Raw genomic sequence first — 7,821 nt, forward strand, 5'->3', positions numbered from 1 at the left:
CGGTTCCCGCCCGTAGGTCCGTCCTGCGAGTATCAGACCGCGACGTTGAGCTTGCGCGCGAGGGACTGAAGTTCGTTGCGCACCGAGCCGGTCGACAGGTTCAGCAGATTGGCCATGCCGCGTTTCGCCGCCTTCAGGTCCGCAGACAGGATCATCCGCTTGACCGGTCCCACGCCGCCCGCAGGCGCTGACAGGCGGGTGAAGCCCAGGGTGATCAGGGCGAAGGCCTCCAGCGGACGCCCCGCCAGTTCGCCGCAGATCGAGACGGGCGTACCCGTGTCGGCGCAGGCCTTCTGGATGGTCTGCAACGCCCGCAGCGCAGGCGGCGACAGCGGGTCGTAACGGTCCGACACCAGCGGATTGGTGCGGTCGGCGGCGTACATGTACTGGAACAGGTCGTTGGTGCCGATCGACACGAAGTCGGTCAGGGGCAGCAGGGCGTCCAGGTGCCACAGCAGCGACGGGCATTCGATCATGGCCCCGACACGCAGCAGGGCAGGCAGGGGGCGCCCCCGGCGCTTGGCCCATTCGCATTCGATGTCGACCAGTTCACGCGCGGCCCGGAACTCGTCCACGGTGGCGATCATCGGGAACATGACGCGCAACTCGCGACCCGCCGCCGCCGTCAGCAGGGCGCGCAACTGCATTCGCAGCAGCGACGGCCGGTCCAGACCCAGACGAATGGCGCGGCGGCCCAGGGCCGGGTTCTCCTCGCGCTCGGATTCCAGATAGGGCAGCACCTTGTCGCCGCCGATGTCCAGGGTGCGGAAGGTGACCGGCTTGTCGCCCGCCGCGTCCAGAACCAGCTTGTACAGCGCTGTCTGGGCATCCAGCCGGGGCAACTCATCGGAGACCATGAACTGGAACTCGGTGCGGAACAGGCCGATGCCTTCGGCGCCCGTCTCGACCATGTTCTCCAGATCGACGGCCAGACCGGCGTTGGTCAGGACGGTGATCCGCTGGCCGTCGACCGTCACCGCCGGAACATCACGCAACTGAGCGAACTCGGCCTGACGCTGCTCGCGCACGGCCATGCGCGAACGCACGGCCTCCAGCATGTCGGGGCGGGGCCGCAGATAGGCCTCGCCCGTCTCACCGTCAGCGATGATCATGTCGCCTTCGGACAGGCGATCGCGCAGGCCCATCAGGCGCCCGACGCAGGGAATCTGCAGCGCACGGGCGACGATGGCGGCGTGGCTGGCGGCCGAGCCTTCTTCCAGCAACAGACCCTTCAGCTTGTCGCGCGGATACTCCAGCAGGTCGGCGGGGCCGAGGTTTCTGGCCACCAGAATGGCGTCGTCGGGCAACTCCCGCTCGCCCGGCTTGTCGCCCGCCAGCACCCGCAGCAGGCGGTTGGCCAGATCTTCGAAATCATGCAGCCGTTCGCGGATATAGGGGTCGCGCGCCTGGGCGAAGCGGGCGCGGTGTTCGTTGCGGACCCGGTCGACGGACGCTTCAGCTGTCAGGCCGTTGCGTACGGCCTCTTCCAGTGACCGGTTCCAGCCCCGGTCGTCGGCGAACATCCGATAGGTCTCAAGCACCTCGAACGAGGGACCGGCCAGACCCTGACCCTTGTCCAGCATGGCGTCGAGGCCTGTCTTCAGCGAAGCCAACGCCAGCTTCAGCCGGGCTTCTTCCAGTGACGGATCGTCTGACAGAAGTTGTTCGGGGGCCAGGGGCGCCTCGTGCAGCACCACCTGACCGAAGGCCAGACCGTCGGCGAATTTCTGGCCCTTCAGTCGTTCGGGCCGATGGGGCGCCAGTTCGACGTCGCGCAGTTCGTCCTGATCCAGCAGTTCGCCGGAGGCCACTGTCTCGGACAGGACCATGGCGATGGTCTGGATGTCCTCGACCTCCTCCTCGTCATAGCGACGCTCGGTGCGGTTCTGGACGACCAGAACCCCGATGGCCCGCCCGCCCCGCAGCAGGGGCGCGCCGAGGAAAGCGTGATAGGGGTCTTCGCCCGTTTCCGGGCGATAGGAGAAGCTGGGATGCGAGGGCGCGTCCGACAGGCTGATCGGCTGGGCCATGCGGGCCACTTCGCCCACCAGACCTTCGCCGGGACGCAGGCGGGTGTTGTGGACGGCTTCGGGGTTCAGACCCTCGGTGGCGAACAGCTCCAGTTCGCCTGAGGCGCGGCGCAGATAGATCGAACAGACTTCGGCGACCATGGAGCGGGCGATGATCTGCACCACCATGTTCAGGCGGTCCTGAGCAGGCGTGGCGCCTGCACCCGCCCCGCCCAGAGCCTCACGGATCTGGCGCAGGAGGATGCGAGGTCCCCTGGTCATTACGCCGCCTACCGGCATCGTCGCTCCCGCGCTTCGGCGCCGAGGCGCCCGCTGTCCGTCATATCATAGCGCGCCGATGTTGCGGCGCGCCTCCCATCTGAACGCCGCAGCGTCCGCCTGAACCTAGAGCCTGATCCGCAGAGATGGAATCGCTGCGCGATTCCGTCGATGCGGTGAATCAGGCTCCAGATTTATGCGAGAGCATGATCCACGCTTCTGTCGGAACCGCGAAGCGGCTCCGTCAAAAACGATCATGCTCTAGACCGCGTCCAGACCGTAGGCCGAATGTAGGGCGCGAACGGCCAGTTCGGCATAGGCGGCGTCGATCAAAACGCTGATTTTGATTTCCGAGGTCGAAATCGCCTGGAATTTCACACCCTTGTCGGCCAGCGCCTGGAACATCAGCTGGGCGACGCCTGCATGGCTGCGCATGCCGACGCCGACGACCGAGACCTTGGCCACGTCTTCGTCCACGCGGATTTCCTCGAAGCTGAGCTGCTCCTTGGCGGCGGTCATCAGTTCGGCGGCGCGCACGGCGTCGCGACGACCGGTCGTGAAGGTCAGGTTGACCGTGCCCGCGGTGCGGGCCTGGCTCTGGACGATCATGTCGACATTGACGTTGGCCTCAGCCAGACGCGTGAAGACGTCGGCAGGCGCGTCCACACGATCGGCCAGACCCAGCAGGGTGATGCGGGCTTCGTCACGGCTCATGGTTACACCGGACACGATGCGTTTTTCCACGATCTCCTCCTCGTCGCAGATAAGGGTTCCGCCCTTGTCGGGCATGACGCCGTTGGCGTCGGGTTCAATAAAGCTGGACAGCACGCGCACAGGCACCTGCTTGGCCATGGCCAGTTCGACCGAGCGGGTCTGCAGCACCTTGGCGCCCAGGGACGCCATCTCCAGCATCTCCTCGTAGGAGACCTTGTTCAGGCGGCGCGCGCGGCTCTCGATACGCGGGTCGGTCGTATAGACGCCGTCCACGTCGGTGTAGATGTCGCAGGGCGCGCCGATGGCGGCGGCGACGGCGACGGCCGAGGTGTCGGAACCGCCCCGGCCCAGGGTCGTGATCTTGCCGTCCGTCGTCACGCCCTGGAAGCCGGGGACGATGGCGATTTCGCCGGAATCGACGGCAGCGGCCAGTTTCTCGCCGGGAATGTCGACGATGCGGGCGCGGGCGTGGGCGTCGTCGGTGATGATCGGCACCTGCCAGCCCATCCACGAGCGCGCGTTCAGACCCATGTTGCGCAGGGTTATGGCCAGAAGGCCGGACGTGACCTGTTCGCCCGAGGCGACCACCACGTCATATTCGTCGTCGCTGAGCGGCAGTCCGGGGGCGGCAGGGCCTGCGCCGTCGGTCCAGGCGACCAGCTCATTGGTCTTGCCCGCCATGGCCGAGACCACGACAGCGATCTTTTTGCCTGAGGCGGCTTCGGCGGCGATGATCCGGGCGGCGCGACGGATACGCTCGAGGTCGCCCATCGAGGTGCCGCCGAATTTCATCACCAACCGTTTGGTCTCGCCGCCCGCTGCTCCAGGCTGCGTGGTCTCTGGTCGTGAAGAATTAGGCCGCGTCATCGTGGCGATCCGCCCCCTGCTTGCGTGAGAAGCCGCGAAGGTCCATCCCTCGCGTCATGACCGCTTCTAACGGCGCCGCCCCGTCTCGCATACCCCGTGAAGGGCATGGTTTTTCGCAAAATTCGCCTGAAGAGGCGTTTGGCGCATCGATTGACCCTGCCGATGTCGCCCGCTTCTCGGCTCAGGCCGCCGAATGGTGGGATGCGCATGGCCCGTTTGCACCGCTTCACCGTTTCAATCCCGCGCGTCTGAAACTGATCCGCGAGCAACTTTGCGCCCGTCTGGGCCGCGATCCAAAGGCGCGTGCGCCCTTTGAAGGCCTGACGCTGCTGGACGTCGGCTGCGGCGGCGGCCTGATCGCCGAGCCGATGCGGCGCATGGGCTTCACTGTCATGGCGGTGGACGCCTCGTCCGAGAATATCGGCACCGCGCGCGCCCATGCCGACATGGTCGGGCTGGATATCGCCTACCGCGCCGCCACCGTCGAACAGATCGAGGCCGAGGGCGTCGGCCCATTCGATGTCGTCCTGACGATGGAGGTGATCGAACACGTCGCCGATCCTGGGGCCTTCGTGCGCGCCTGTTCGCGTCTGGTGAAACCGGACGGCGTGATGATGGTGGCCACCCTGAACCGCACGCTGAAATCGCTGGCGCTGGGCAAGATCGCCGCCGAATACATTCTGCGTTGGGTGCCTGCCGGAACTCACGACTGGCGCCAGTTCCTGAAGCCCGACGAAATCCGCCAGATGCTGTCGCAGGAGCCTGTCACGGTCGAAGGCCCCTATGGCCTCAACTACGACCCGCTGAACGACCGCTGGAGCCAGACGGACGACGCAGGCATCAACTATATGATGGTGGTCACGCCTGCCGCTTGAGCTTCAGCCTAAGGTGCGGACCATATAGCGGGCGTCATCGCCGTAGCTGGCCAGTTTCTCGGCCATGCCATCGGCCTCGACCGGCTCAAAGCCGTGGCGTCGCCAAAAGCGGGCGGCGTCGTTGACGGCGACCAGGGCGATGGCGGGCCAGCCGTCCTGCGTCGCCTGTTCGGCCAGTCGTTCGACCACGGCGCCGGTGACCCCGCCCCCGCGCGCGTCGGGGTGCAGAGCCAGATCGTGCAGATAGATCAGGGTCGGCTCTGACGGCAGGCCCTCGACCACCGTGTTCAGCGGCGGGGCCGAGGCCTCGCGCCAGGGATAGGCGATCAGATAGCCCTTGGCCGGACCGTCATCAGCCAGAACGAAACAGCCGCGCGGATACAGCGCCAGTCGGTTCTCGAAACAGGTCCGGTCCTCGAAATGATCGGGGAAGGACACGCGCGCCACATTGACCACGGCCTCAATGTCGTCGGGCCGCATCGGGCGCCAGTTCAGGCCGGACAGCGGCTGTTCAGCTCCGCCTTGTTGAATCGCCACCTTACAGTCCTCGTCTCGCCGCCGATCTCGCCCTCGATCCGGGCGGACAGCACATCTCCGTCGCGTTCATAAACGATCCGCTTGGGAAAGTCGTCGTCCGCGGCCTGCTCGAAAACGACGCGGCGGTCGCCGGATGCGGTGACGGGAAAGACGGTCACAGGCTGGCCGTCCGGTTGGGCGAAATAGGCGAAGGGGGCGTCCGGTGCCGACCCGGTCGGTGCGATGCGCGACTGTTCATAACCGACGCGGTCGCCCCGCACCGTCACCGTCATGCCGGTCATCAAGGACAGGCGAGGATCGGTCCAGACCTCGGACACCTCACGCCCCGGATCGCAGGCCAGCCAGTAGCCCGACATCCAGCCCAGGTCAGGGCGCGCGCCGCCATCAAGAACAGCGGCTAAAATCAGGGCGGTCAGCATGGTCGTCTCCCTCTGCGATCGACCGGGGCAGGCTAGGCCGGGGCGGCGTCCTGCGGCTTGTAGGTTTGCGACGCGATGGCGCGCGCCAGTTCATGCTGCTCGCGCGCCCAGTCGGTGGCGGTGCAGCCCAGGAAGCGGCGGAAATCCCGCGCCATCTGCGGCTGGTCGAAATATCCGGCCTCAAGCCCCGCCTCCAGCCAACCCGCCGCCGCCTCGGTCGGATGGGCGGCGTGGTCGAAGACGCGACGAAAGCGGAAGATTGAACGCAGCAGGCGTGGCGACACCCCGACCCGGTCGGAAAACCGGCGTTGCAGGGAGCGCTGCTCGCTGGGGGTGCGGAGCGGTGCAGGCTGTTCAGAGGCGGCGGCCTGAACCTCGGCGCGGACCAGCGGGTCGATCGTCCAGTCGCCGGTCCTGCGCCTCTGATCCTCCAGCCAGGAGATGAATACGGCAGTCTGACCCGCCGGATCGCCGGGCGGCGGAGTGAACCCGGCCAGCCGCTCGACCATGTCCAGCCGCTGGTCGGTCGCATCGCTCAGGGGGCGGTTCAGGAAGCCGCGCGCGCCGTCCGGTTCGAAGCGGATGGCGACCAGTTCGGTCGGGCCGGTCGGATGCATGACCAGCGGACGGGTCATCTGACCGGCGAACAGGGCGGGCGGCTGCAGGCGAAACACCCCGTCCGCATCCTGTTCGGCATAGGGCGCGCCCAGATCGAAGATCAGTTCGGGACAGCCGTCGGGCGCAATCCTCTGAATGGTCGGCGACGGGGCGGGCGCGGCATAGGTCCAGATGACCCGGACGAAGGGGCGCAGGTCCGCAGGAGGCGCGAACTCCTGATAGCGATCCTCTGACGTCGGCTCCTCCCCCGAGGTCATGGTCAGTTGACCTTGGACGGGTCCGGCGGGGCGTCGGGCAGGGCGGAGACGGGCACGCCGTCCTCCTTCAGCTTTCTGACCTCGGCGGGCGTGGCCTCGCCATAGATTTCGCGCTTCTCGGACTTGCCCTCGTGGATGTCGCGGGCCTCGCGGGCGAAGGTGTCGCCGACATAGTCGAAATTGGCCTCAACATGGGCGCGCACCTCGCGGGCCGCCTCCATCATCATCGACTGGACTTTGGCCGCCACGTCTGGGGTCGGGGCGGACTTCTTCGTGCCGCTGACGGACGGGGCCATGATCTGTTTCTCGACCGCGCGGGAGCCGCAGAACGGGCATTCCACCAGTCCGCGCGCGGCCTGATCGTCATAGTCGGACGATGATCCGAACCAGGCCTCAAAGCCGTGGGTCTGGTCGCATTTCAGGGCGTATCGGATCATGGAACGGGCAGGAAATCGCGGTCATGGGTTAGGGCGGGGACCGCCGCGCGGGCCTTGTCCACCAGCGTCAGGTCCAGCTTCGCCGTCACGATGCAAGGGTTGTCATGGTCGGCCTTGGCGATGATTTCGCCCCAGGGACCGATGACGGTGGAGCGGCCCCAGGTCCGGCGTCCGTCCTCGTGCTGGCCGCCCTGCGCCGGGGCCAGGACGAAGGCGCCCGTCTCGATGGCGCGGGCGCGCAGCAGGGTCTCCCAGTGGGCCTCGCCGGTCGGCACGGTGAAGGCGGCAGGCACGGCGATCATCGACGCGCCTGCCTTGGCCAGCTGGCGATGCAGGTGGGGGAAGCGAATGTCGTAGCAGATGGTCAGGCCCAGACGTCCCCACGGGGTGTCGGCAACAACCGCTTCGTCGCCGGGCCGCACCGTGGCGCTCTCGCGATAGGTCTCACCGTTGGGCAGGTTGACGTCAAAGACGTGCAGCTTGTCATACCGCGCCGTGATCGCCCCCGCAGGGTCGATCAGCAGGGAGCGGTTGGCGGCGCGGTCATCGCCGGGGCGACCCGAACGGACGATGGCCGATCCGATCAGAAGCCAGACGCCCAGCTCCGCCGCCAGACGACGCAGGCCCAGCACGGCGACATCGGCGTCTTCGGTGGTCAGAACCCCGTCGCGCAGTTCGCGGCGCTGTTCCAGGACATTGGTCCCTTCCGGCGTCAGAATGAACTGTGCCCCGCCCGCCGCCGCTTCACGGATCAGCGGCTCGACATGCGCCAGCCCGCCCGCCGCCGTCGCAGGCGTGCGGGTCTGGAT

The 7,821-nt window shown here is 67.1% G+C and carries 8 protein-coding genes; 1 reads left to right on the forward strand and 7 read right to left on the reverse strand.

The annotated features are described in order from the left end of the window. Nucleotides 1-32: 32 nt before the first annotated feature. The gene (ptsP, locus tag QZ281_RS01200) at nt 33-2,309 is read right to left on the reverse strand and encodes a phosphoenolpyruvate--protein phosphotransferase (protein WP_292223737.1); all 2,277 of its coding nucleotides are present in this window, start codon (nt 2,307-2,309) and stop codon (nt 33-35) included. 240 nt (nt 2,310-2,549) lie between these two features. Beyond that, entirely contained in the window at nt 2,550-3,794 is a 1,245-nt protein-coding gene (locus QZ281_RS01205; protein WP_292223740.1) for an aspartate kinase, read from the reverse strand. 131 nt (nt 3,795-3,925) lie between these two features. Here QZ281_RS01205 and ubiG point away from each other — a divergent pair, with 131 nt between their 5' ends. After that, entirely contained in the window at nt 3,926-4,744 is an 819-nt protein-coding gene (ubiG, locus tag QZ281_RS01210) for a bifunctional 2-polyprenyl-6-hydroxyphenol methylase/3-demethylubiquinol 3-O-methyltransferase UbiG (RefSeq protein ID WP_292223743.1), read from the forward strand. 3 nt (nt 4,745-4,747) lie between these two features. Here ubiG and QZ281_RS01215 read toward each other — a convergent pair whose 3' ends face one another. The 5 genes from QZ281_RS01215 to QZ281_RS01235 form a co-directional block, all read right to left on the reverse strand. Then, a complete protein-coding gene (locus tag QZ281_RS01215) occupies nt 4,748-5,281 on the reverse strand; it encodes a GNAT family N-acetyltransferase (protein ID WP_292223746.1) in 534 nt (177 codons plus the stop codon). Then, nucleotides 5,236-5,700, reverse strand: coding sequence for a DUF6265 family protein (locus QZ281_RS01220; protein WP_292223749.1), 465 nt, complete (start codon nt 5,698-5,700; stop codon nt 5,236-5,238). The genes QZ281_RS01215 and QZ281_RS01220 overlap by 46 nt, the downstream gene beginning before the upstream one ends. A 32-nt stretch (nt 5,701-5,732) precedes the next feature. Beyond that, nucleotides 5,733-6,575 (reverse strand): helix-turn-helix domain-containing protein, encoded by an 843-nt coding sequence (locus QZ281_RS01225; protein WP_292223752.1) that lies wholly within the window; start codon nt 6,573-6,575, stop codon nt 5,733-5,735. 2 nt (nt 6,576-6,577) lie between these two features. Next, the gene (locus QZ281_RS01230; protein WP_292223755.1) at nt 6,578-7,012 is read right to left on the reverse strand and encodes a DUF1178 family protein; all 435 of its coding nucleotides are present in this window, start codon (nt 7,010-7,012) and stop codon (nt 6,578-6,580) included. After that, on the reverse strand, nt 7,009-7,821 hold an 813-nt coding region (locus QZ281_RS01235), incomplete at its 5' end, for a carbon-nitrogen hydrolase family protein (protein ID WP_292223757.1). The genes QZ281_RS01235 and QZ281_RS01230, both read right to left, overlap by 4 nt.

It is taken from the genome of Brevundimonas sp. (assembly GCF_018608325.1).
Taxonomy (GTDB): domain Bacteria; phylum Pseudomonadota; class Alphaproteobacteria; order Caulobacterales; family Caulobacteraceae; genus Brevundimonas.